At 30.8% G+C, this 23,516-nt stretch carries 24 protein-coding genes; 13 read left to right on the top strand and 11 right to left on the bottom strand.

Annotation, left to right across the window (positions count from 1 at the left end):
* Positions 1-44 precede the first annotated feature (44 nt).
* Together V9L05_RS20795 and tatC are read left to right on the top strand one after the other, a co-directional pair.
* Positions 45-842, top strand: a complete 798-nt coding sequence (locus V9L05_RS20795) for a hypothetical protein (protein WP_338791600.1) — start codon at positions 45-47, stop codon at positions 840-842.
* Positions 843-978: 136 nt separating this feature from the next.
* On the top strand, positions 979-1,863 hold the full coding sequence (tatC, locus tag V9L05_RS20790; protein WP_338791601.1) for a twin-arginine translocase subunit TatC: 885 nt from the start codon (positions 979-981) through the stop codon (positions 1,861-1,863).
* Between the two features lie 325 nt (positions 1,864-2,188).
* Here tatC and V9L05_RS20785 read toward each other — a convergent pair whose 3' ends face one another.
* From V9L05_RS20785 to V9L05_RS20760, 6 genes are all read right to left on the bottom strand, one after another.
* Entirely contained in the window at positions 2,189-2,746 is a 558-nt protein-coding gene (locus V9L05_RS20785; RefSeq protein WP_338813776.1) for a PAS domain-containing protein, read from the bottom strand.
* A 56-nt stretch (positions 2,747-2,802) separates the two neighbouring features.
* Entirely contained in the window at positions 2,803-3,213 is a 411-nt protein-coding gene (locus V9L05_RS20780; protein WP_338791603.1) for a hypothetical protein, read from the bottom strand.
* 30 nt (positions 3,214-3,243) lie between these two features.
* Positions 3,244-4,155 carry a DUF2911 domain-containing protein gene (locus tag V9L05_RS20775; RefSeq protein ID WP_338813775.1) on the bottom strand — a complete coding sequence of 304 codons (912 nt, stop codon included), beginning with the start codon at positions 4,153-4,155 and terminating at the stop codon, positions 3,244-3,246.
* Positions 4,156-4,516: 361 nt separating this feature from the next.
* Entirely contained in the window at positions 4,517-5,068 is a 552-nt protein-coding gene (locus V9L05_RS20770) for a YfiT family bacillithiol transferase (RefSeq protein WP_338813774.1), read from the bottom strand.
* A gap of 136 nt (positions 5,069-5,204) precedes the next feature.
* The gene (locus V9L05_RS20765) at positions 5,205-5,813 is read right to left on the bottom strand and encodes a hypothetical protein (protein ID WP_338791606.1); all 609 of its coding nucleotides are present in this window, start codon (positions 5,811-5,813) and stop codon (positions 5,205-5,207) included.
* 169 nt (positions 5,814-5,982) lie between these two features.
* Positions 5,983-6,237 (bottom strand): ubiquitin-like domain-containing protein, encoded by a 255-nt coding sequence (locus V9L05_RS20760; protein ID WP_338791607.1) that lies wholly within the window; start codon positions 6,235-6,237, stop codon positions 5,983-5,985.
* Positions 6,238-7,141: 904 nt separating this feature from the next.
* On the opposite strand from V9L05_RS20760, the gene V9L05_RS20755 reads away from it, so the two are divergent.
* The 3 genes from V9L05_RS20755 to V9L05_RS20745 all read left to right on the top strand — a co-directional run bounded on the left by V9L05_RS20755 (position 7,142) and on the right by V9L05_RS20745 (position 10,276).
* Positions 7,142-8,275, top strand: coding sequence for an SPFH domain-containing protein (locus V9L05_RS20755; protein ID WP_338791608.1), 1,134 nt, complete (start codon positions 7,142-7,144; stop codon positions 8,273-8,275).
* A 176-nt stretch (positions 8,276-8,451) separates the two neighbouring features.
* A complete protein-coding gene (locus V9L05_RS20750; protein ID WP_338813773.1) occupies positions 8,452-9,867 on the top strand; it encodes a CHASE3 domain-containing protein in 1,416 nt (471 codons plus the stop codon).
* On the top strand, positions 9,857-10,276 hold the full coding sequence (locus V9L05_RS20745; protein ID WP_338791610.1) for a response regulator: 420 nt from the start codon (positions 9,857-9,859) through the stop codon (positions 10,274-10,276). The genes V9L05_RS20750 and V9L05_RS20745 overlap by 11 nt, the downstream gene beginning before the upstream one ends.
* A gap of 84 nt (positions 10,277-10,360) precedes the next feature.
* Here V9L05_RS20745 and V9L05_RS20740 read toward each other — a convergent pair whose 3' ends face one another.
* The 3 genes from V9L05_RS20740 to queA all read right to left on the bottom strand — a co-directional run bounded on the left by V9L05_RS20740 (position 10,361) and on the right by queA (position 12,773).
* Positions 10,361-11,221 (bottom strand): hypothetical protein, encoded by an 861-nt coding sequence (locus tag V9L05_RS20740; RefSeq protein ID WP_338813772.1) that lies wholly within the window; start codon positions 11,219-11,221, stop codon positions 10,361-10,363.
* Between the two features lie 20 nt (positions 11,222-11,241).
* Positions 11,242-11,619, bottom strand: a complete 378-nt coding sequence (locus tag V9L05_RS20735; protein ID WP_338813771.1) for a TerB family tellurite resistance protein — start codon at positions 11,617-11,619, stop codon at positions 11,242-11,244.
* A gap of 146 nt (positions 11,620-11,765) precedes the next feature.
* Complete coding sequence (gene queA / locus V9L05_RS20730) at positions 11,766-12,773, bottom strand: tRNA preQ1(34) S-adenosylmethionine ribosyltransferase-isomerase QueA (protein WP_338791613.1); 1,008 nt, start codon at positions 12,771-12,773, stop codon at positions 11,766-11,768.
* Positions 12,774-13,238: 465 nt separating this feature from the next.
* Between queA and pyrE the strand changes: the two genes are divergently transcribed.
* Positions 13,239-13,922, top strand: a complete 684-nt coding sequence (pyrE, locus tag V9L05_RS20725; protein WP_338791614.1) for an orotate phosphoribosyltransferase — start codon at positions 13,239-13,241, stop codon at positions 13,920-13,922.
* A 253-nt stretch (positions 13,923-14,175) separates the two neighbouring features.
* Here the strand turns inward: pyrE and V9L05_RS20720 are convergent, their stop codons facing one another.
* Both V9L05_RS20720 and V9L05_RS20715 read right to left on the bottom strand, forming a co-directional pair.
* A complete protein-coding gene (locus tag V9L05_RS20720; protein ID WP_338813770.1) occupies positions 14,176-14,718 on the bottom strand; it encodes a hypothetical protein in 543 nt (180 codons plus the stop codon).
* Positions 14,719-14,771: 53 nt separating this feature from the next.
* Entirely contained in the window at positions 14,772-15,485 is a 714-nt protein-coding gene (locus V9L05_RS20715) for a hypothetical protein (RefSeq protein WP_338791616.1), read from the bottom strand.
* Between the two features lie 409 nt (positions 15,486-15,894).
* On the opposite strand from V9L05_RS20715, the gene V9L05_RS20710 reads away from it, so the two are divergent.
* From V9L05_RS20710 to V9L05_RS20680, 7 genes are all read left to right on the top strand, one after another.
* Positions 15,895-16,470 carry a hypothetical protein gene (locus V9L05_RS20710; protein WP_338791617.1) on the top strand — a complete coding sequence of 192 codons (576 nt, stop codon included), beginning with the start codon at positions 15,895-15,897 and terminating at the stop codon, positions 16,468-16,470.
* A 116-nt stretch (positions 16,471-16,586) separates the two neighbouring features.
* Entirely contained in the window at positions 16,587-16,940 is a 354-nt protein-coding gene (locus V9L05_RS20705; RefSeq protein ID WP_338791618.1) for a PadR family transcriptional regulator, read from the top strand.
* Entirely contained in the window at positions 16,927-17,544 is a 618-nt protein-coding gene (locus V9L05_RS20700) for a hypothetical protein (protein ID WP_338813769.1), read from the top strand. Before V9L05_RS20705 ends, V9L05_RS20700 begins: the two co-directional genes overlap by 14 nt.
* Before the next feature lie 150 nt (positions 17,545-17,694).
* On the top strand, positions 17,695-19,395 hold the full coding sequence (locus V9L05_RS20695) for a serine hydrolase domain-containing protein (protein ID WP_338813768.1): 1,701 nt from the start codon (positions 17,695-17,697) through the stop codon (positions 19,393-19,395).
* A gap of 295 nt (positions 19,396-19,690) precedes the next feature.
* Complete coding sequence (locus tag V9L05_RS20690; protein ID WP_338813767.1) at positions 19,691-20,773, top strand: Ldh family oxidoreductase; 1,083 nt, start codon at positions 19,691-19,693, stop codon at positions 20,771-20,773.
* Positions 20,774-20,940: 167 nt separating this feature from the next.
* Positions 20,941-22,785 (top strand): AAA family ATPase, encoded by a 1,845-nt coding sequence (locus V9L05_RS20685; protein ID WP_338813766.1) that lies wholly within the window; start codon positions 20,941-20,943, stop codon positions 22,783-22,785.
* 53 nt (positions 22,786-22,838) lie between these two features.
* Entirely contained in the window at positions 22,839-23,516 is a 678-nt protein-coding gene (locus V9L05_RS20680; protein ID WP_338813765.1) for a hypothetical protein, read from the top strand.

The following is a 23,516-nucleotide window of genomic DNA, read 5'->3' as shown; positions in this document are numbered from 1 at the left end:
TACCAAAATTTATCTTATTAGTTTTAAATCAATTTTATAAAAACATGAAAATTCAATATCTTCAACATATTTTAATTGCTTTCTTAGTCGTTTTTTCTTCTTTCCTGACTTCTTGTGGAAGTTCTGAAAAGGTTGTCAAAGACCCAGTTGATAACTACACTCGTGATTTGGATAAGTATAAAACTTATTCAGTCCTTTTATATGATATGGACTTGGAAGAGAAAACATTTGGAAGCGACATTCACAAACATCAATACAAATTTATTTTGCCTGCTAAAGACACAACAGGTGGAAAAATAGTACGTGATTCTCTTTCAACTTGGGTGACTGTTTCAGAAGAAACATTTAACAAAAACTTAGATAACATGGGAATGGAACTTCTATCTAAAAATGAAGATGGAAAAGTTTCAAAAATCCCTTCTCCTCCTGGTTATAATAATTATGTAGGAAATCAGCGTTATGGTTCTTGGCAGACAAACAGCTCAGGAAATAGTTTTTGGGCATTTTACGGACAATATGCTTTTATGAGCAGTATGTTTGGAATGATGAGTAGTCGTCCTATTTACAGAAATTCATACAATGACTACAACCGTAATTATAGAGGTTCAAGACCTTATTATGGAACTACTTCAAGTGGAACTCGTGCGTATGGCTCTGGTTCGGCAACATCACAAGCAATGAACTCAAAGAGTAGATTCAAATCAAATGTAGCTAGTAAAGTTTCTCGTAGTAGTACAGGTTCTTATACTCGCTCTAGCCGTTCTAGTGGATCGTCGTCTCGTTCTAGTAGAAGTACAGGTTCTTCTTCTCGTTCTCGTTCTTCTTCAGGTGGAGGGAAATAAATCCGTTATTTAGATTTTTTATAATTAAATCCTTTTCTAATTTTACATTGAATTAGAAAAGGATTTTTTTTAATGTGTATATTTGCAGAATAGTCAGTACAACGACAAAACCAGCATAGTATAAAGATAATATTCAATGAATAACTCAGAAACAACTTTAGTACAAAATACAAATACTTCTTTGCCTTCAACTTCTTCATCTGCTAATAGCTCAAAAGAAATGGGTATTTTAGACCATTTGGAAGAATTGCGTTGGCATGTTATTCGTGCTGTATTGGCTATTTTGGTTTTTACAGCAGTTGCTTTTATAGCAAAGGATATTGTTTTTGGTAAGATTATTTTAGGTCCTTCAAAAAGTAACTTTCTTACCTATCAATTTTTTTGTCAGCTTTCTAGCCTTACTTGTATTGATAACTTGCCTTTTATTATTCAAAACCGTGTAATGACAGGACAGTTTACCATGCATATTGCAGCTTCAATAGCCTTTGGTTTTATGTGTGCATTTCCGTATGTTTTTTGGGAAATTTGGCGTTTTGTTGCACCTGCTCTATATAATGAAGAGCGCAATGTAGCACGAGGAGCTACTTTTTTTGTATCTCTTTTATTTGCTATTGGTGTTCTTTTTGGCTATTTCTTAATTACTCCTTTGTCTATTAACTTTCTTTCTAATTATCAAGTTGATGCAACTATTCTCAATGAAATTGATATTTCTTCCTATGTAACTACAGTAGCTATGCTGACCTTAGGCTGTGGACTTATGTTTCAACTTCCTATTGTAGTATTTTTCCTATCACAAGTCGGAATTGTTACACCTGAATTAATGAGAGCTTATCGAAAACATTCTATTGTTGTTATTTTATTTATTTCAGCTCTTATTACTCCTCCAGACGTAATTAGTCAGTGTTTAATCGGAATTCCTATTTGGATTTTGTATGAAATAAGTATTCTTATTTCGGCTTCTATTCAAAAGAAAAGAAATATAGCAATTGCAAAAGCTGAGAAATTAAGACAAATGGAATAAAATAATTTCTAGTTTTATTCGATTTTTTATTTCTTCTAGCTTTTTTATTTATGAGATTCAAAATCATAGCTAAATAAACAAAAGCCTTCACAGATTATCTACGTTGCTATTTCGTGGTCTGTGGTTTTCTCGTAATCAACCTTTCATTTTTAATTGAGCCAAGTAAAAAGGGTGTGTCTAATATGCCAAACTTTGAAGATTAAAATGTATCAGAATCTTGAAGAAATAATAATTTTAATTAAATCACAAACTTCATTTGGAGCTATTTTTTAGGAATTTAAAACCTCATCTTTTAAATTTTCAAAAGATAAGGTTTTCTGATTATTTATCTTATTTGTGTTTCTAGAGCCATAAAATGAGTGACTTCATTAGAATAAAGAGGAAAAATTTGAACTTGACAAGTATAAGGCGTTTTATCTTTTTTATAATTGACAACTGATATTTTAAAAGGTTTTCTTTTTTGAAGATTCATTTTGACTTCCTTTCTTGATTCTTTTGAAGTCAATTCTCCTTGTAAGAAAGAAGGTTGTTTATTAATAGCAAATTTTTTTGAATAGCCTGTCATTTTTGTAAAGCCTTCATTTACCCACAAAATTTTTTCTAATGAATCAGTGAGTACAATAGCTTCAAAATGATTATTTAAAAATATTGCATCTATATCATTTTTCCACTTATACTTTTCTGCAAACACTTTTATTTTTTGTATGTCTAATTCTTTTTTAGTAACATCAAAAGAACTTATAATAGAAACATCCCAACCCAAAAGAGGCTTAAATTCTGTAATTGAAGGTTTTATTTGATTTCTGATTTTGTCAGACTCTTTTCTATCTAAACTTGAAAGATAAATATCCAAACCCATCATATTCGATAATTCTTGCTTCATTTTATTGACTTATTAGTTATCTGTAAAAAAGAAATAAATTGGTTTTTAATTCATTTTTAATCATTAAAAAACCATTTTTTGGCTTCTTCTATATCACTAAACAATTTTGATTGATGAGAGTGTTTTGAGCTTTCTACATCATCAATAGTTTGTTCGATTGATAACTGAGCTATCAGTTCTTTTGGAATAATCATAGCTTGTTTTTCAATTTTAGCTTCTGTAAACTGTGGAGCAATAACTTCTAAAACCCAATTTTGTAACTCTGGAGTTATTGGAAAGTTTAGGTCTTTAGTAATAGATAAAATAAATTTTATATTTTTTTCTTTTATTATTTCTACTAATTTTTGCATTTCTTCTTTAAACTCCTCATTATTCATGTCTTTGGTAGTTTCCAACCATGTTGAAGTTAAGATTTGTTTTTCTTCATCAAGAGAACGTTCTACATATTTACTTTTATAATCTTTCATTGTAATTGAGGGGAGGGGATTTTTATTAAATTAATTTATTTTCGAAAGCCAGTTGTCAATTTGTGATTGAATAGTTTGAGCATAAATAAAATTGGTGTCATCTTTTCCTGCTTCTAATGCTTTTTGGGCACTTTCTACTGCCCCTTTGTAATCGTTTTGTAGAGCTAAAATTTCAGATTTTACCCAGTAAGGTAAATAATGGTCGTTTTTGAGTTTGATAGATTGGTTTGCCCATTCTAAGGCTTGGCGAAGTTCTATATTTTCACTTTTGTAATAAGATGCACTTCTTACAAGCACTTGCCAATCATTTGGATATTTTGAAATGGCAGAAGCAATATTTTTCTTTGCTTCCTCTACTGTATTTACTTGGATTGTAATTCGTGCTAATTTACATTCCCAACGCAAAATAAAAGTAGCTTCATTTTCTAATATTTTATCAAAATCATAAGCTAAAGTTTCCTGAAATTTTGATTTTTCAACGGTTGCATTTACTCTCAAAACATCATTTTCTTGATTATAGGCTTCTTTTCCCCAAGAATCTACAGCTGTATTAAAAATGAAAGTCCAATCTCCCCTTTTTTGTGGAATAACAAAAATAGCATACTTGCCTTTTTTTAAAGGCTTACCATTTATTTTTACATCACTAGAAAATTCTATTGTTGTGGCTTCATTTGCTCCTGCTCTCCAGACTTTTCCATAAGGTACTAGTTCGCCCCAAATATGTTTTTTACGTCCTTTTACACTCGGACGACTATAACGAACAAAAAATTCTGTCAAGCCAATTTCTTGCATTAATGTAGAAATCGAACTCTTGCGTGGAAGTTCTAGTTTTTCTTCCTCTTCCGAAATATCATTGGCTTGTCCCTTCTCTTGTGCTAAAGCAGAAAAAGAAACTAAAAAAAAGAGAATGACTAGGGCGTTTTTTATGAAATTACTTTTCATTTTGATAAAATTACGATTTTTCTTTAATAGTTATAGCGAATCAAACCTATTTTTTGAATTGATTGTTTTATTTTTATCAGACACTTTTAACTTCATTAAGAGCTAAAGCTGTTTAGAAGTAGAAAACAATAAGTCAGCTAGTTTAGATCCCTTTTAACTTTAACTCTGTCGATAATGGGCAAAAACAGTACAGTTTTTATTTTGTTGTGCATTGGAAGTGTTTCATTTAACTTCTGAGGAGTTCAACACAAAAAAAAACGTTAAATTACTTTTGTTACAAGATACTAAAAAAGCAGCTAAATTTATTATGCTCTTTAGTCCTTGATTTTTTTGAATTGAATAAGTTTTAAAATATAAATTTTTAATACTTTCCTTCTGATTCAATAGCCTGTTTGATATGTGCCAAATGATGATTTGAATGCCAAGCATAATTGGCAACAAGTTCAAAAAGTGTAAAATAAATTTGATGTTCTGGATGAAAAAAACGTTTTTCCAAATCAGATTCAGACAAAGATTCAATAATTATATGCAGCTTTTTATGAATTCCTTCCAAAATAGAAATTGAAACTTCAACAGGTAAAGTCATGTCTTGCAGTTCTGCCCATTTATCTTCTAAATAAGGCTTTATAGTTGGCTCTTCTTCAGTAAGAGTTAGCTTGAAACGAACTAAGGCATTAAGATGACTATCTGAACAATGATGAATAACTTGTTTGATTGTCCAACCTTGAGGACGATATTTCCATTTTAATGTTTCTTCAGGCAAGTTAAGAATTGCTGCTTTTAGTCGCATCGGAAAACTAGCAATATCATTTTTCCAATCCAAAACTAAATCTTTAGCTTCTAGGTATATCAGTATTGGTTTCTCAAAGTCTCCAATTGGATATTTGAGGTTGTCTAATTCTATTTTGTCCATTTATAAATAAAATTTAAACACATAACGCAGACTTAGGAACAATTACGAATTTAATTTATTGATTACCACTTAATTGAATGTTTGAAAATAGTAGTTTACTTAATTCTTATTCCTTAGAGTCTGCGTTACATATAATTTAATGAATTCTGAATCCACCTCTTTTATCTTCTTGTGTAGACGGAGTTTCTTGTGGTTTTTCTGCTGCATCTATACCAAATCCAGTAATTTTGAATCCTGAGCTTTTCTTTGCTGCACGTTCTTTAGTTGGGTCAGGCATTTCTTGTTTATCACATGGAAAAATACCACTATTTCGCATACGCAAATACCAATTACGAGCCTCTTCGTTAGCTGGACTGTGTTCGTTGGTAATTTCCATATCGTATTGTAAGGTACGAATCATGCGAATCATGTGTCTTCCCAAACCTTCTGACATTTCCCAAGTTCCATAACACCAGCGTCCATTTTTAAACCAGTTGGGATGATAAACAAATGGTTCATCAAGCAATTCTAGTTGTGGTGGAGCTTGTGGATAGGCCTCTGGAAGAGTGATTTTGAGTTTATGTTGATTACGATAAGTAGGCTGTGTATCAATAATACTTCGTACAAAAATTGTTACTTCATATTCTTCTACATACGGTGGATTACCCACAAGTGGCTCAAAAGAAAGCAATGAGCCACTAATATTTTCCATTTCTTTATAATCATTCGCCAAACGACGATTTCGTATTTCTTGAGGAGTAGCCATTTTTCAGTTATCAGTTATCAGTTATACAGTGACCTATTGATTGTAATGAGCGTATAACCTAGATTATTAATATTTTATTTAAACTTTGAGGTAGGGTCTTTACTTCTAAATTAGTTTTTCCAATTTTGAGTTTCGACTTTTGAATTTGTATTCCTGCTAAAATCTAAATTTATCTTCCTGCATCAGTTGCTGGAATTACTCTAAAAGTAGTTCCGTGAGTGATACCTGCCTGTCCTAATGTTTGGTGGTTAAGCATACGGTTTCCTCCTTTTATAGCCAGATTATATCCTTGCTGACTATTTTTGATAAAATCATGTGTAATAAGTTCGCCTATAATTTCCTGTACACTCATTGTGTCATCTAAAGTTGCGCTAATCATGCGTCCATCAGTTGGGTGTACAAAGTTTACGTTTACGTCTGCCATGTCTGGAATTATATATTTTTGTAAGAATTTTTTTTATGAATTTGTCTAACTAAACCTTAAACCATTAGGTTTATTCTGCTCATTTTATATAAGCTACTAAGAAAATGAATTGCTATCAATTATGCAAAAATAGTTTGTAAAATATTTTTCTATTGCTTATACTAATTCTAAATAGAATAAGTTCTACTAGATAGACAAATTTACAGATTTACAGTTTCAAAATCTATTTTCAAACGTAAGTTTTTAAGATTTTGTTTAGTTAATCTGAACTTATGCTGCTTAATCAATTGATATACAAGTGATTTAGGGTTTTTATATTTTGTTTGTTGTGCTAAAACAGAGTCTTTTTTATTCTAAAATGCAGCATTTTGCATCTAAGAAAATACTTTGTTTTAAATACTATTTTTCAAAAATAGTCCCTTTTTAAAAATCAATACCACTTGGAAGTAACATTTTTTATAATAACTTTTGGCTTGATTTTTCGTTCCTATAAAAATAAACCGTATATTTAATTGTGTTTTTAGTAGAAATGCAAAATTTTATACTGTTTAGTATTTATATTAGTATTTAGAAAAATTATTGAAACTCCGTTCAAAATCTATACATCAACTCATAACACCATACCATTATGTTAAATCTAATTTGGCTTATCTTAAAGCGCATCGACTGGAAAAAAATTATTATAGGAATCATTATACGTCGTATCTTGAAAGGTATTTTTAAGTAAATCTGTAATTCATTTTTGCTCAAAAATATAATACAAAAAGAGCTATTGAATAAATCCCTTTTTTGAAAAACTATTTCAGAAATGGGATTTTTTATTTCTTTTTTGTAAATTAAGAACAGATTTTGACAAATCAGTTTATAAATCAAATTTATCAATTACTAACTAAATTACTTTTTTATGGGACTTTGGGATAAAATTAGTGGACAATTTATCGATGTCATTGAATGGATAGACAATAGCAGAGATACAATTGTTTACAGATTCAATAGAGATGGAAACGAAATCAAATATGGAGCGCAACTTACTGTTAGAGAAGGTCAGCAAGCTGTTTTTATTAATGAAGGACAATTAGCAGATGTTTTTCCTCCTGGGAGGTATGAGCTTTCAACACAAAACATGCCTGTTTTGACAACCCTAAAAAGTTGGAAATATGGATTCAATAGTCCTTTTAAAGCAGAAGTTTATTTTGTCAATATGCGCCCTTTTGTGGATAATAAATGGGGAACTCGCAATCCAATTCGTGTTAGAGATGCAGAATTAGGCTCTATGGGAATCGAAATTCGTGCTTTTGGTAGTTTTGATTTTAAAGTTATTGAACCAAGTCGTTTTCTTATTGATATAGTAGGAACTGATGGGCATTTTACGACAGAAGAAATTACTACTAAACTAAAAAGTTTGGTTGTCAAGCAATTTACAGATGGGTTAGGAGAGAGCAAAATTCCATTTTTAGACTTAGCTGCTAATTATGATGAATTGGGAGCAATGATTAAGAAAAAATTAGTATTAGACTTTGACCGTTATGGTGTAGATATTACTGATTTTCTAGTAGAGAATATGTCTTTGCCAGACCATGTACAGAAAGTTCTTGACCAAAGAAATGAAATGGAAATTATGGGACGTTCTATGCAAGGAAATCTTAATAATTATACGCAGTTCAAAATGGGACAAGCTATGGAAGATTCTGCCAATAATCCGAATGGAGGAAATGAGGGTCTGAGTATGGGAATGGGGATGGCAATGGCAAACCAAATGTCTAACCAAATGCAAAATCAACAACAGAACCAAAATCAAGGTCAGCAGCACAACAGCACTCCACCTCCCATGGTGTCCTTTCATGTACATCTAGATGGACAACAAGCAGGTCCTTTTCCATTAGCAGAATTACAAAAGATGATACAAAGTGGACAAATTACTCGTACTTCTTATGTATGGAAAGCAGGAATGGCAGAATGGGCAGCAGCCGAAAAAGTAGCAGAACTACAAGGCTTTTTTGGAAGTGTGCCACCACCATTGCCACCACCACCTATGTAAAAAAAGGTTTTTAATAGTAGAGCTTAAAATTTAACTGTAAATTTATAACCAAAATATATTTTTTGAGTTGTATCTGAAAGTTCCTATTTGTTGTTTGTAACAAATAGGAACTTTTTAGTAAATAGCTATTTTTCTATCTCATTTTTTAGACTTATTTTTTAATCTACTTTATTTTTATGCCGTTTCAAAAGCCTCAACAAGACGAAAAAATTCATAAAAAACAAACAGAAAGCCGTAGGATTGTCCGTACTTTATCTATCGGTTTAGGACTTATACTTATTCTTTTAGTAGGATATTTTGTTTCTCAGAATATTGAAAATAATGTTCAAAAAAGATTAAATGATATTTTAGTTTTAGAAAATGAATTAGGTGATCTCTTGTCTTCTATGCAAGATGCAGAAACAGGACAAAGAGGATTTGTAATTACAACCGATAAAAAATATTTAGAACCTTATTACCAATCTATCGAAAAAACAGCTAAAGCAGTAAAAGAAATAGAAGCTTATCCCAATCAAAACCCTAATTTTAAAAGTAATTTAGATAGTGTAAAAATACTCATAACTAAAAAATATGATAAAATAAAAACCACTATTTATTATATAGAAAATAATCAATCTGAGAAAGCAATAGAAGTAGTAAAGACAGGAACAGGCAAAAGAACGATGGATGAAATAAGGATTCAAATCAAAAAATTAGGTAAAGAAACGTATGAAGATTTTCAAGAAAGTAGAGAAGAAATTATTATTCTCAATAAAATAATTTTAGCAATACAAATTGTTGCTTCAATTGCTATGTTATTTATCTTTTATAATATTTATTCTATTCTGCGTCCTCTCATTGATAATTTGGTGGCATCAAATACAGAATTAGAGCAAAGAAGAGAGACTTTAAAAGAAAAAAATGAACAGTTAGAGCGTTTTGCTTATATTGCCTCTCACGATTTGAATGAGCCGTTGCGTACCATAACAAGTATGATAACTATACTTGAAGAAGATTATGGAGATAAATTTGACGCAGAAGCAAAGCAAAATTTTAACTTTATTACTTCGGCTGCTGAAAGAATGAAAAATATGATTGATGGAATTCTTAATTATTCAAGAATTGGAAAATCTAGTGAAATTGAAAAAATAGAATTAAATGTTCTTTTATATGATCTTAAAAAAGATTTATCATTATTAATTGAAAAAAAACAGGCTACTATTTCTTATGATAGACTTCCTACTATTGAAGGTTTTAGTTTAGAAATAAGGCAACTTTTTCAAAATCTTATAACTAATGCTCTAAAGTTTAGTAAAGAAAACACACCTCCAGTAATAGAAATTTCAGTAGAAGAACAGTCCCAAAGATGGAAATTTGCTGTTAAAGATAATGGTATTGGTATTCCAGAAGAACATCAGAAAAAAATATTTGGTATTTTTGCTAAATTGCATCGTAATTCAAAATATGAAGGACAAGGAATTGGACTTGCATTTTGTAAAAAAATAGTTTCTTTACACAAGGGTAAAATAGGTGTTAGGTCTCAAATTGATGAAGGGACTACATTTTATTTTACTATTTCTAAAAACCTAAATCACAACAACTATGAAATCTAAATTAAATAAAATCTTGCTTATTGACGACTCTGAAGCTGATAATTATATTCACAGCAGAGTAATCAAGAAAGCTGACGTAACTAATGAGATTGTAGTAAAATTGGGAGCGCAAGAAGCTCTTGATTATTTGCAAACGAAGGAAAATGGAGAATATCCTAATCCAGACCTTATCTTTTTAGACATAAACATGCCAGGTTTGAATGGCTGGGACTTTTTGGAAGAATACAAAAAATTAGATAAAGAACAGAAAAAAGGAGTTGTAGTTTGTATGCTTTCTACTTCTGCGCCTGACATTGAACGTCAAAATATAACAAAATATGAGGAAATAAAATCATATTCTCAAAAACCTCTTACCAATGAAGCTTTGAAACATATTATAAGAGAAGTATATCCTGAGAAGGTAAAATAAGAAAATAAAATTAGATGTATAAAATCAGAAGTAAAATCCTGCTTTGTAGTTTTTAGAAACCTATCAAATATATTTTTTTTAATATTATTGGGTAGATTTTTCTACATTATAACTATCTTCAAAACTATTTTCTTTCAAATTTTCAATCAACTGTAAAAGCCCTTTTTGTCCTTTTTTAGTATACCAACGAGCAACTTCTTCTTGTGATAAAAAGTAATGTATTTGAGCATTTTCCGTAAAAAATTGCTCTGTGGTTTGAAGGTTTTGTAATTCAAAAGACGAAAGAGACAAAGAATCTGAGTCTAAAGGAGTAGTAGTATAAAAATCAGAATTTGAATTGATATTAGAATCATTTTTTTCTATATCTATAAGATTTCGCCAATCTTGTTGTAAAGTTGTCCAATATTCAAAGCGTTTATCTACAAGCATAGCCAAACCTTCATCAAACCAAATAGGTATTTTATTTCTTCTTGTTTGCCAACCTAATCTTTCAATAAGTTCAGCATGAGAGAGTTCGTGGCTCAAAACATCGATATTTGTTCCTTCAGGAGAAAGAATAATGTAAGTTCCAAAAGGAGTTAGATGAGTCATTCCTGTCTGTCCTTGAGCATTGGAATTACCAAAACGTTGCATTACTTCATTAGTAGTTCCTACTAAAATAGAAGGTCGTGCCTGACTACTTCCAAAAAGTGAATCAATACGAATTCTTGATTTTTTATAAAGAATAATGATATTTTGTCGTTCCTCTTTATTCATTGCAGGATTTACATAAATATCAGTCTGTTCGAATTTTAATTTATCTAAATACAAATCTTTCAAAAAGATACTTCGAATTAGTGTTGGGGCATAAAGAAAAGTGAGTAGAATTAGCCAAAAAATGAGTAGTAAAAAAGCAATGCCTATCCATTTTTTTAGAGAGATAGGAGGTTTGAATAAATTTAGCATCACTTTTTAGAATTATTTTTTTAAACTAACTGTCTTTTTTCCATTTCAATAATAAAATTTTCTTTCAAGTCTTTTTGAAAAAGCTCAATTATCTCTTGTTCGACGGCATCAATTCCATCACTTGCTTTAGCTACTTTTTGCAAAATTTCTATTAAGTAAACATATTCCTTATCTTGTCCGTGTTGTGTAAATGTATCTAAAGCCTTTTTATAAACCTCTTTCAAGTCAAGTTTTTTACTGGCTTCATAATTAAAAGACCATTTTATTTGAGAAGCCCAAGGATGTCCTTGTAAAATAGTATTTAAGGCGTGTATTTCTTCTGGTTGGATAAGTCCATCTGCCATAGCAAGTGCATAAATCAGCTCGCCAAAAGCATCATATAAACGTTCTTTGTTCATTATTATAAATTTAAAATTACTAGCGATTTTATCAAATAAAAAATCCTTTTATTATCATAAATAAAAGGATTTTTGTAGATTTTGTTTCAATTTCTAATTAATTAGTTGAATTAAATAAGAAATTGAGTTTTTCTGCTTAATCTAGTTTATATAATAAGCATTGCATCACCATAACTAAAGAAACGATATTTTTCTTTAATAGCTAATTCGTATGCTTCCATGACTAATTCGTAACCACCAAAGGCACAATTCATCATTAGTAGAGTAGATTGTGGATAGTGAAAGTTAGAGATGAGAGCATTACAAATTTTGAATTCGTAAGGAGGAAAAATAAACTTGTCTGTCCAGCCTCCATTTGGTTTCAAATGGTCATTTGCAGAAACAGATGACTCTAAAGCACGTAAAGAAGTAGTACCCACGGCACAAATTTTCTTCTTGGCATCAATTGCTTCATTTACAGCCTTTACAGTTTCTTCTCCTACTTCAAAGTTTTCAGAATCCATTTTATGTTTTGTCAAATCTTCTACTTCTACTTGACGAAACATTCCCAAACCCAAATGAAGAGTAATCGGATGAAAACTTGTTCCTTGTAATTGTAATCTTTTTTGAAGTTGAGGTGTAAAGTGAAGACCAGCCGTAGGAGCTGCAACTGCACCCTTTTTGTTTGCAAATATAGTTTGGTAACGTTCTTTGTCTGATTCTTCGGCTTCTCTACCAATTTCACGAGGAAGAGGAGTTTCTCCTAGCTCTTCTAATGTTTTATAAAACTCTTCAGGCTCGCCATCGTATAAGAAACGAATTGTACGACCTCTTGAAGTAGTATTATCGATAACTTCTGCTACTAGTTCTCCGTCTCCAAAAAATAGTTTGTTACCCACTCTAATTTTACGAGCTGGATCAACAAGCACATCCCAAAGGTGTGATGTCGAATTTAATTCTCTCAATAAGAAAACTTCAATTTTGGCATTTGTTTTTTCTTTGTAGCCATACAAACGAGCAGGAAAAACCATTGTGTCGTTCATAATCATTTTGTCGCCTTCCCCAAAATAATCTAATACATCTTTGAACATTTTGTGTTCGATAACGCCTGTATCCCTATGGACAACCATAAGGCGAGAGTCATCACGATTATCAGTAGGGTATTTCGCTGTCAATTCTTGAGGTAAATCAAACTTGAATGACGATAATTTATAGCGTTTCGTAGATTTGTAACCAGGTGCTTTGATAATAGTTGTAGGTTTTGGGTTGATGGATTATACTTTATATACTAAGTTTCAAAAAATAAAAGTGTGTTTTCTAAGATGAATAAAATAAAAATACTAGAAAAAAATACTTTTAGCTTGCTTCAAATTAGATAACAATTATCGAAACTAACTACAAAAATACAGAATAGTTAGTTTATGCTCAAATTATTTTTCATAAAAATATAATACAGAGCCAATTTTTAGATAAAAATAATCTTCAAATTTTAATTTTCTTTTTTTAATGTATTGAGAAATGAAGTTATATTTACTTAAACCAATCTTAATTTCTAATTGATTTATCATAATTGTGGATTTTTAATTGAGTTTGTTATCTTTTCAGTTTATAATTACTTATTGAATAATTATCTTTGTGTTATGAAAGAAACCAATCCACAATCAGAATTACAAACAGAAAACTTTTCTTCTGTTGCTCATCAAATTGCTTCAATGCTTTTAGAAATTGAAGCAGTAAAATTACGTCCTCATGAACCCTTTCAATGGGCTTCGGGCTGGAACTCTCCTATTTATTGCGATAATCGTCTGACACTTTCTTATCCGAAAGTAAGAACTTTTATTACTAAAGCATTAGTAGAGATGATAAAAACGTCATTTCCAAATGTTACTGCAATTGCAGGAGTAGCGACAGCAGGAATCCCACAAGCTGCTCTTGTGGCTCAAGAAATGGATTTGCCAATGCTGTATGTACGTGCAAAACCAAAAGAACATGGAACACAAAGTCAGATTGAAGGAAAACTCAATGCTGATGATAAAATTGTTCTGATTGAAGATTTGATTTCAACAGGACAAAGTTCTCTTGCAGCTGTTCATGTATTGCAATCTACACGAGCAAAAGTAATCGGAATGGCAGCCATTTTTACATATGGTTTTGACCGTGCAACACGTAATTTTTCACAAGCAGCTATTGATTTAAAGGTGCTTTGTGATTATTCTACGCTAGTTGAACAAGCTATTTCTCTAAATTATTTGCAAGAAGAAGACCATGCAATTCTTACAAAATGGAGAGATAAACCTGAAAACTGGATGCCGAAAAAGAAATAAATTGTTTTGTTATTTCAAATACAATCTTGACGGTTGGCAAGGTATAGCAAAAGCGAAAGATATTTTTATAAAATGTCTTTCGCTTTTTTTGATTAAATTGAGTAGCACCCAAATTATTTTATACTAAATTTATTGAAATGATTATTCATAATTCTATAAAAAAATAGAAGTATTTTGAAGCAAAAAAACCTAAGAATAAATATATATTCTTAGGTTTTTTGATATATAAAACTATTAAATAAACTCAGTATAATTATCTTAGTCGCAAATAAGCAGCTTTAATTTTTCCTCTCGTAAACTCAACAGATGTAGTATCTATTGTAGTGTCAGATTCTGTAATTTTATCAAAGCTAAAGTTAAAATCAGCTTCTAAAATATAACGAACAGTATCGAAACGAGTAATATTAATTGTGCCTGAGGGAACATCTTCTCCTTTATAACGAATAATTGGTATTGGAAGACCAATAGTATCTGTAGTATCACGAGGCGCTACTATGAAAGAGCCAACAGCAGGATAAGGAATGAATAAATAAAGTTCACTTCCATCAATTAATGAATTTCCTTCTACTGTCAAGATAGTGTCTCTTCCCAATGAATCTTGTCCAAAACTTTGTACTTTGGGTATATTTGTATTCCAATAAAGACAATCGGCTACATACCCTTCCATTGTAGAGACAGCTAAAGGATTATCATCATTGTCAGACTCACAAGCAACAGCAAAAAAAGTAAAAAGAGCTAAAAAGGTGTAAGCAAATTTGGATACAAATTTATTTGTATTTCTAATTGAATGAAACATAGAATAGGCTATTATTTTATATGAATTGATTTTTTTTATGAATTTCTAATTGTTTATTGAGGACCACCACCGAAAGGAATACGAACTCCAAAATTAGCTCTCCAAAAATGATGTAAGTGAGGTGTATAAGCTGTTACATTCGAAACGTAGTCTTTGAAACGATAAGAACCACCACCTTCAGCAAAAATATAAAAAGAACCTGTATAAACTTCTGCACCAATTCCAGCATTCAAACTCAAAAGCCAAAACTGTTGGTCTTGAAAGTAATTACCCTCTGGAAAAACACGAAAACCGTCATTAGGCTCATAATCTTTTAATGTCCAGTCAATTGTATACATTCCTCCACTCATTCCACCATAGGTATAAAAGCCTCCTCTGTCATTATAAGCTCCAAAAAGATAATAACGCAAATTAGCACTTAGTTCAGCACCTGTACTTTTGCTAGTAATAATATCAGAGTATACAAATTCACCACGTTTTGTTCCTAACATATATGAGCCTTCCAAAGTAAGAGCTGTTTTGTAGCTTATCCCTATATTTAGTCGTGCCTCTAATCCAGCAAAGGGAGGGAAGTCTTCCACTTTTCCAAAAGGAAAACGATCTTCTTCACCTGCAATAAATTTTTGATAACGTGCAGCCACACTCATGCTAACTTGAGCTTGTAGTTGGTTAGTAGAAAAAATAAGAACTGCTACAAAGAGCATCAGAAATATCCCTATTTTTTTGAGAGAGATAGAAAAAGGAGTTGAAGTCATAATTGCAAACATAATATGGAATATGGATTGTTTTATTTTGTTTTTTGTAGTGATTTATTTTTCGTATTCTAAACAAATTCTATAACAAAAGATTTTTAAAGGTTGTTTTTTATAATTAACAAAATTAGTTTGGTGTAGTAAGACCATTCAAATTAATCGTAGTTTTATAAAATATTTGGTAAAACTAATAATTTTCTTTCATTTTTCTGTCCTAATTATCAAAATTTGCTCAAAATTTGCTTCAAAAATAACAAAGCAGTTTTGGCTATCTTATAAGTTGTGTCTTATTAAAAAGCCTTAATAAAAGAACGTCATTTATCACAATTTATTGAAAACGTATTACTATTAAACTATAATATAAATTATTTCTCTATCAATTTGTTAGTTTTTACATCAAATTTATCTCAAATCCTATACCTTAATGAACCATCCTAAAAACATTTCTAACACAACTTTGACAAAAGCAACCTCTATTACAGCAGAACAAGAAATAAAAGCACAAAATAAAAGATTACGAATTTTATCTTTAGGATTCATTTTTAGTGTTTTCTTAACTTTATTGATTTGCTTTTCTAGCCAAGCACAAAGTGCAGATAAAAATAAATACCTAGCTACTTTTCAAGACAAAACTTATATTGGACTTGCAACAGAAGACAATATAGAAATTATTTATACACAATGTGGTGAGCCTATAAGCACTTTCTATTTTGATGTCAGCAATGGAGAACCTATGTTTGTAATGGCAGGTTTGTATGATATTATGATGTATCAACTTACTTCCGTAAAAAAAGAAAATAATAAGTATATTTTGACTTATAATGATACAAAAGGACAAAAACAAGTGGCGCAATTAGAAACAGAATCTAATAATGAGAAAATATACATCATCTTTGAAGGAATGAAAATGGGCTTTGCTGTAAAAGAGAAAATGAGCATATATAAACTCTCTAATGATTGTGAGGAGATGAGATTATCTAATCCAAACAAGAAAAAATAGAGTTTTAAAAAAAGAGATTTGAAAAAAAATAAAAAAGTTGCAGTAAAAATGCAACTTTTTTTTGTGCTTTGAGTATAAATACATAGATTTACGATGTATTAAAAATCTATGTAAAAATGAAGACAAATCCAACCACCGAATTACTCAAAGGAACACTAACCACAATCATACTGCGATTGCTTTCCGAAAAAGGCAAAATGTATGGTTATGAGTTAGCACAATGTGTCAAAGAAACTACTGATAGCAAAGTATTGATAAAAGAAGGTTCTCTTTATCCTGCTCTTCACAAACTAGAAGCTGATGGCTTAATTGAATGTGAAAAAATGATGATAGGAAAGCGAGTGCGAAAATATTATCATCTTACACCAGCAGGAGAAACAGCAACTGCCAAGGCAATCAACGAACTTTTAGAGTTTTTGAGTACAATCCATCATCTAATTACTACTGAACCAATTTATGGTAACACTTAATGAAAATCAAGTAGAACTAATTTGTGAACGTGTTTTTAAAAACTCTCTTCAAGATACTGATTTGCAAGACAGTTTGCTAGACCACTTTTGTTGTTTTGTAGAAAGCAAAATGAGTGAAGGCTTTTCTTTTGAGGAAAGCATCAAAGAGGCTTCTGTTTCTATTGCTCCCAATGGAGTTGGCGAAATAGAAGAAGAATTATTTTTTATTATCCATTTCAAAACCCAACTTACTATGAAACGTATCTTGTATTTTTCTAGCTTTATTACAGCTTTTACGCTTTCTATTTATTTGCTTTTCAAGCATTTACATTTACCTTATGCTAATACATTATTACAGATAGGTAATATTAGTTTGCTCTTTTTTGTTTTACCTAGTTTGGCTACTTTAGCTTTTCGTAATCGCACAAGCCTTGTAATGATGGACAAAATCAGACTTTTTATAGGTCTTTTTGCTGGAAGTTTGATAAGTATCGGAATGATTTTCAAAGGATTACATTTCCCTTACTCAAGCATTTTATTTGCTGTTGGTTGTGGTATTTTTGCCTGTATTTTTCTGCCTATTTTCTTTTATCAGCTCTATCAAAAATCAGTTCGGTTAGCTTAACCTAATTCTATTAGTAGCCTTCTAAAATGTGTTTCTCAAAAGAGTAGAAGGCTATTTTTTACCTCTTTATTTTCTAATAAAAATTTCTCAGAGTAATAATCAGTTTATTTCTTTGGCTAGGATACTATTGTCTTCTAAAAAATACTTCTAATGAAAAAATTATCTTTAATTTATCTGGTTTATTTTTTTCTCATTCTATCATTTTGTTTAATTAGTAGAACTACTTTTTCTCAAAATTATTTCACAAACTGGAAATCAAGAATTGATTCTATCCTTCAAAAAAATACTCAAAATCAAGATTTAGGTGTTACTATTGGGATTACTCAACAAGGAAAATTAGCATATCACAATTATACAGGTTTAGCAAATTTAGAATATCAAGTTCCATTTAATGACAGTACCGTTTTTGGCTTGGCTTCAGTTACTAAGCAATTTACGGCTGCTTGTATTGCAGTTTTAGAAAAAAAACAACTTTTAAGTGTAGAAGAGGATGTTCGAAAATATATTCCAGAACTTCTTTTTTATGGTGATACAATCAGAATAAAACATTTACTCAATCATACAAGTGGAATTCGTAATCATAATATACTTCTGAGCTTACAAGGATTTGATTATCAACATAGAGGTTATACCAATAAAATGATTGAGAATTTGATGTTTCGTCAGCGTGGAGTAAATGATATTGCAGGAAAAAAAATGTTGTATTCGAATACTAATTATGTCTTTTTAGCTCTGATTATAGAGCGAGTTTCTAAACAACCAATTTCAGAGTTTGCAAGAAAAGAAATTTTTGAGCCTTTAGGAATGAATTCTACATTTTATCAAAGTGATTTAGAAAATATTATCCCTAATAAAGCCTGTGGATATTATTTTACTGGTAAAGTATATAAAAATCCAAAATCACTTACCTTGTGTGTAGGAGCAGGAGGCGTAGGGAGTACCATTTCAGATATGTCAAAATGGTCTGAAATATTTTTAGATGAAACACATAAGTTTTCTTATATCTCAAAATTTCTAACTACAAAAGATATTCTCAATGATGGTTCTTCAATTATACAAGCTCGTGGAATCTTTGTTTGGGAATTTGAAGGAAATACTTTAATAGGACACGGAGGAAGAGATGTAGGAATGCGTTCCTATTTTGTTTGTGTACCTAAAAAAGAGTTGTCAATTATGGTTTATACCAATTCTGAACATATTAATGCTCAAGCAATTGCTTTTGAAATTTTGGAAGTGCTAACAGAAAAAAATGAAAAACTAGATACAAAAGAAGCTGCTGCTTATCAATATTCCAAAGAGCAGTTATCTTCATTCGTTGGGGATTATCAAGAAAAAAACAGTGATTTATTAATGAGTTTTTTTATAGAAAATGATACCTTAAAAGTTAGAACAAGTATGGGAAAAGTGGCTGTTTCATTATTTTCTGAGTCCAAAAATATATTTTATCGTCAAAACAGCAAAAATGTGGTCTATAATTTTTATAACATTTTTGAACATAATAAAAACTCTGATTTTGATTTGAGTGTAGATTTTGGTGAAGCAAGATTTTATTTTGAGAAAATAGATTTATTTCCAAAAGAAAAAGTCAATGAAAGCGATTATATAGGCGAGTTTTATTCTGACGAACTTGATGTGACTTACAAAATTATTGAAGAAAATGATAATTTAATTCTTTCTTTTCCAAATAATGAAGACATACAACTCTTTTCAAGAAGAGAAAATGAATTTGGAACAAATCAAAGAGTGCGACTTTCTTTCCAAAGAAGCAAAAAAGGAAAAATAATTTCTTTCAAAGTAGCAGCAGAAGGAACAGTAAAAGATATTTTATTTATAAAGGTAAGTACATTATAACATAAGTTTATTGTATTTTGCTATCGTCGGTGGGGACACCGACAATGGCAGAATTATAAATTGAACAGGGTTTTAACCCTGTTTTATAGTAAGTAACTGAGCAAAATAAAACAGATACCTTTGAGGTGTCAGACAGATTCCATTTGCATACTTTGATAAAGTATCAACTATGAAAAAAATGTAAAACTTATTTTTGAAAAAAATCAAGCCTATCAATAGCCATTTTTTTTCTTAATTTTGAAGGATTAAAATTATTCCTCTTTTCCCTCCTATTTTAAGAAAAAAGAAAGTTTATATGTTCATTATAAAAGATAGTACACTTAAAGAATTTGTTATTGATGTTTTTATTCAAATGGGTTGTCCAAAAGATGATGCTCTTTTGGCTGCTGATGTTTTGTTAGCTGCTGATTTGCGTGGTGTAGACTCTCATGGAGTTGCTCGTCTGACAGGCTATGTCCGTTTGTGGGAAGCTGGTCGTATAAATCCTACTCCCAACTGGAAAGTTACTTATCAAACTCCAAGTACGGCTACCATTGATGGCGATGCTGGTTTGGGTTTAGTTATTGCTCCAAAAGCAATGCAAGTAGCTATTGAAAAGGCTGAAAATGTAGGCTCTGGATGGATTTCTGTCAAAAATTCAAATCATTTCGGAATTGCAGGCTATCATTCCATGCTTGCAGCAGAAAAAGATATGATAGGTTGGGCAATGACAAATGCAAGTCCATTGGTTGCTCCTACACATTCAAAAGAGCGCATGTTAGGAACAAATCCGATTGCAATAGCTGTTCCAGCAGGAGAAGAAAATGATTTTGTAGCTGATTTTGCCACAACAACAGTAGCAAATGGAAAATTAGAAATTTTACAACGAAAAAATGAAGATGCTCCTAATGGTTGGGTGCAAGACAAAGATGGAAATACTACCAATAATGCTGCTGCTTTAAAAGAAGGTGGCGCACTTTTACCTTTAGGCTCTGATCCAATGCGAAGTAATCATAAAGGATATTGTTTGGGTTCGGCTGTCGATATTCTTTCGGCTGTACTTTCTGGGGCAGGTTATGGTCCTTGGGCACCTCCATTTGTTAGCTTTTTGCCTTTGCCATATGACCCTGTGGGACAAGGTTTGGGACATTTTTTGGGTGCAATGAGAGTAGATGGTTTCCGTCCAAAAGAAGAATTCAAATCTCACATGGATAATTGGATTCGTCGTTTTAAAAATGCTACTCCTATTGATGAGTCTCAAAGAGTAATTATTCCAGGAGAGCCTGAATTAGAAAATAAAGCCTATCGTCTTAAAAATGGAATTCCTCTTTTAGAACCTGTCGTAAAAGATTTGGAAGAAGTAGCTAAAAAGTTGAAGTTAGAAAAGTTGAAATTTTGATAAAATAATCAATTTTAAATACACTATTTTATACCACAAACTATTGTCAGAGTTGTTTCGGATTACCTTACAACTACTGACAAAGTTTTTTATATATTTTCTATCTTTAAACAAAAATATAGAACTTTTGAAAAAAGTGTACTAATAAAATTGAAAGAAATAAAAGAATGATTGTAGATAACATAGAATTAGACAGAGAAAATATAGAGTTTAATAATGCCTTAGACCTTATTAAACATACAGAAAAGACTATTTATCTGACTGGAAAAGCAGGAACAGGAAAAACTACTTTCTTGAAATACCTCAAAACGACCATTAATAAAAATATGGTCATTGTTGCGCCTACAGGTGTGGCAGCTATCAATGCAGGTGGACAAACGATACATTCATTTTTTCAGATAGCTCCTAGTTTGTATGTTCCAAATGACAAACGCTTGAGAAAAGACTCCAAAATTGGCGATGAGGATAAAAGCACTATTTTCGAACACTTTGTTTACTCTAAAGAAAAGCGAAAAATTATTACTAGTTTAGAGATTTTAGTTATAGATGAAGTTTCGATGGTGCGTTGTGATTTATTGGACGTAATAGATCGACTTTTACGTATTTTTCGCAAAAAAGAAACTATTCCTTTTGGTGGTGTTCAGGTTCTTTTGATTGGTGATACCTTTCAACTTCCTCCAGTGATGAAAGATGAACACAAAGAAATTTTGATGGAATATTATGAAAGTGAATTTTTCTTTAGCTCAAAGGTAATTCAGCAAATAGAACCCATTTATATAGAACTCAAAAAAATATACCGTCAGAAAGACCAGCGTTTTATCAATCTTCTCAACAAAATAAGAAATAGCAATCTTACTTACGACCAACTGCAGGGTCTGAATACAAAATATGAACCTAGTTTTGATTTTGAAAAATATACAAACTGTATCATGCTTTGTACGCACAATGAAAAAGTAAGTGAAATAAATGCTGAAAAATTAGCTCGTCTGACTACTTCTTTACAAACCTTTAATGCTACTGTAGAAGAAGAATTTCCAGATAAAAACTTTCCAACTAATAGAAATCTTGAACTAAAAATTAATGCTCAAGTGATGTTTGTCAAAAACGATAAAGACAAAAAATATTACAATGGAAAAATTGGTAAAATAATACGAGTAGAAGGTGAAAAAATAATTGTAGAAGATGAAGCAAAAAATCAAATTGAGGTAGAACAACAAGTTTGGAAAAATATAAAATACAAATGGAACGATGAAAAAGGAAAAATAGAAGAGGAAGAACTGGGTTCTTTTACGCAGTATCCTATAAAACTAGCGTGGGCAATCACAGTTCATAAAAGTCAAGGACTTACATTCGAAAAAATAATTGCAGATGTAGGAAATGCCTTTGCAGCAGGTCAAGTTTATGTTGCGCTGAGTCGTTGTACTTCCTTTGAAGGATTGGTTTTGGCTTCTCCCATTCCTCACAGAGCTATCAAAACCGATAAAAGAGTGATGGCATTTGCCAAAACAGAAACATCAAAAGCTGCCATTTCGCAAGAAATAAATGATGGAAAAGCAGATTTTTATTATAAAAAAACAAGACAAGCAGCTAAAAACAAAGATTTTGAAGGTGTTTATGATAACTTTATACAAGCCTTAGACTATCGAAACGACATCAAAACGGAAGATTTTAGAAAACACTTTTTATTTTGGGCAGAAAAACTGACTGCACCTCAACCAATTCAAGAGAAAAAAGAAGTAAAAGTAGAGCCAAAACAACAAGAAAAGCCAAAAGAGCAGCAAGAAGTTCCTCAAAAAATTAAACCGAAAAAGATTATTCCTGCAAAATTAACTACTACTAAAGAATTTCAAAAAAACGAAGATAGAACTCATAAACGTTGGACGATAAAGGAAGAGCAAAAACTCAAAGATTTATTTCATTTGGGACACACAATAAAAGAAATAACCAAAATAATGGGACGAGATAAAGATGCAATTATTTCTAGATTACATAAAATAGAATTGAAGAAATGATTTACAAAAAAACAATGTATTGTTGCATTCTATTCTTTTCAATTTCTTGCAATTTGAAACAGAAAACAAATGAGAATATAAATACTGAAGTAGAAATAGACTCTTCTTCTAAAGAGGTAGTTGAAGATGGTATCAATGCAGAGCAAAAAGAAAAAAGCACAAAAAAGTGGAATTTAAGAAAACCGACAGACACTAAAAATGCCAAGGTTACAAGAATAATAAATATTATCTCTCAAAACGTGGATTATGCTCACGAAGGAGGAGGAAGAAAATCTTCGTACATAATGTCTTTAGTTTGGAATCTGGTTTATAATGATGATACAGTTAGTGATGAATTAAAATTTGAATTATTACATATAATGTCATTTTACAAGGAATCAGCTAGAAGACCATTTAGAGCTCATCTTTTTAGTGAAATTGAGAAAGGTAACTCAAAAGTATTGGCTCGTATAGAATTTGCTATACCTTTTATTTTATGCCATTATTGTCAATCCACAGATATAGTCAAAATTATAAAGAATAGACCTACACAAGTAGAAAATGAAGACATCCCTCCTTATTATATGAAATACAATGATAAAATATGGGAAATAGTTGAGCAAGTTGATATAAGTAAAGAAGAAGACAAAATACTCAATTCCTCTAAGTCAAATAGTCTTATTATTGATTATTATTTGAAAAGAAAGTATCCACAACTTCCTAAGTCAATGCGACATCCTTATCAAGATTAA

Origin of the sequence: Bernardetia sp. Wsw4-3y2 (assembly GCF_037126295.1) — a bacterium.
Classification (GTDB): Bacteria; Bacteroidota; Bacteroidia; order Cytophagales; family Bernardetiaceae; genus Bernardetia.
This window is presented reverse-complemented; position numbering and strand designations above follow the sequence as displayed.

Coding starts and splice junctions, on each gene's coding strand:
- V9L05_RS20795 (WP_338791600.1), top strand. CDS start 45: ATGAAAATTCAATATCTTCAACATATTTTAATTGCTTTCTTAGTCGTT.
- tatC (WP_338791601.1), top strand. CDS start 979: ATGAATAACTCAGAAACAACTTTAGTACAAAATACAAATACTTCTTTG.
- V9L05_RS20785 (WP_338813776.1), bottom strand. CDS start 2,746: ATGAAGCAAGAATTATCGAATATGATGGGTTTGGATATTTATCTTTCA.
- V9L05_RS20780 (WP_338791603.1), bottom strand. CDS start 3,213: ATGAAAGATTATAAAAGTAAATATGTAGAACGTTCTCTTGATGAAGAA.
- V9L05_RS20775 (WP_338813775.1), bottom strand. CDS start 4,155: ATGAAAAGTAATTTCATAAAAAACGCCCTAGTCATTCTCTTTTTTTTA.
- V9L05_RS20770 (WP_338813774.1), bottom strand. CDS start 5,068: ATGGACAAAATAGAATTAGACAACCTCAAATATCCAATTGGAGACTTT.
- V9L05_RS20765 (WP_338791606.1), bottom strand. CDS start 5,813: ATGGCTACTCCTCAAGAAATACGAAATCGTCGTTTGGCGAATGATTAT.
- V9L05_RS20760 (WP_338791607.1), bottom strand. CDS start 6,237: ATGGCAGACGTAAACGTAAACTTTGTACACCCAACTGATGGACGCATG.
- V9L05_RS20755 (WP_338791608.1), top strand. CDS start 7,142: ATGGGACTTTGGGATAAAATTAGTGGACAATTTATCGATGTCATTGAA.
- V9L05_RS20750 (WP_338813773.1), top strand. CDS start 8,452: ATGCCGTTTCAAAAGCCTCAACAAGACGAAAAAATTCATAAAAAACAA.
- V9L05_RS20745 (WP_338791610.1), top strand. CDS start 9,857: ATGAAATCTAAATTAAATAAAATCTTGCTTATTGACGACTCTGAAGCT.
- V9L05_RS20740 (WP_338813772.1), bottom strand. CDS start 11,221: ATGCTAAATTTATTCAAACCTCCTATCTCTCTAAAAAAATGGATAGGC.
- V9L05_RS20735 (WP_338813771.1), bottom strand. CDS start 11,619: ATGAACAAAGAACGTTTATATGATGCTTTTGGCGAGCTGATTTATGCA.
- pyrE (WP_338791614.1), top strand. CDS start 13,239: ATGAAAGAAACCAATCCACAATCAGAATTACAAACAGAAAACTTTTCT.
- V9L05_RS20720 (WP_338813770.1), bottom strand. CDS start 14,718: ATGTTTCATTCAATTAGAAATACAAATAAATTTGTATCCAAATTTGCT.
- V9L05_RS20715 (WP_338791616.1), bottom strand. CDS start 15,485: ATGTTTGCAATTATGACTTCAACTCCTTTTTCTATCTCTCTCAAAAAA.
- V9L05_RS20710 (WP_338791617.1), top strand. CDS start 15,895: ATGAACCATCCTAAAAACATTTCTAACACAACTTTGACAAAAGCAACC.
- V9L05_RS20705 (WP_338791618.1), top strand. CDS start 16,587: ATGAAGACAAATCCAACCACCGAATTACTCAAAGGAACACTAACCACA.
- V9L05_RS20700 (WP_338813769.1), top strand. CDS start 16,927: ATGGTAACACTTAATGAAAATCAAGTAGAACTAATTTGTGAACGTGTT.
- V9L05_RS20695 (WP_338813768.1), top strand. CDS start 17,695: ATGAAAAAATTATCTTTAATTTATCTGGTTTATTTTTTTCTCATTCTA.
- V9L05_RS20690 (WP_338813767.1), top strand. CDS start 19,691: ATGTTCATTATAAAAGATAGTACACTTAAAGAATTTGTTATTGATGTT.
- V9L05_RS20685 (WP_338813766.1), top strand. CDS start 20,941: ATGATTGTAGATAACATAGAATTAGACAGAGAAAATATAGAGTTTAAT.